The following is a 507-nucleotide window of genomic DNA, read 5'->3' on the forward strand; positions in this document are numbered from 1 at the left end:
TACCGTGTTCTTTATGTTTTCCTCTTGTAGTCCACCAAGTCATTTGACAAACACTTGGGGCTTCACCCAAAGCAGAAAGTAAGGTAGCAGTCCAGCGATAACCTGGTACACAGATACGATTTACGGGTGGACGATAAAATCCTTTCTTGACTTTTGTCAGACGTTTTGCTTTACTACTTTCTACACTGCATAAACCCTCGGTAAACCGAGCGTCGGTCGCCAACTCTCTGGCTTTTCTATTTTACTATCATCCCATACTAACAAAGGGCGTTTTCCTATTTGGATTAGTTGTTCAATGCGTTTTTTACTACGAGCAAATAGGAAATCATCAATTACAGTAGCTGTCCATTTCTTTGAACGTAGAAGATTACTGATACGTTTTGTTCCAGCTGGTGCATGATTGAATCCACAAATAAAGCCTCCTAACTCACTCAGAAGCAACCCAATAGAGCGATTTCTATTCAGAAGAATAGCAACAAATAAATTGTAGAAAGTCTCAACAAGACG

Annotated in this window: 2 pseudogenes; both read right to left on the reverse strand. The window is 40.0% G+C overall.

Annotation, left to right across the window (positions count from 1 at the left end):
* Positions 1–223: pseudogene (locus VB248_RS22560) on the reverse strand (transposase); the annotation flags it as partial.
* Positions 181–507, reverse strand: a pseudogene (locus VB248_RS22565) (hypothetical protein); the annotation flags it as partial. The pseudogenes VB248_RS22560 and VB248_RS22565, both read right to left, overlap by 43 nt.

The organism is Arcicella rigui (assembly GCF_034929435.1).
Lineage (GTDB): Bacteria > Bacteroidota > Bacteroidia > Cytophagales > Spirosomataceae > Arcicella > Arcicella rigui.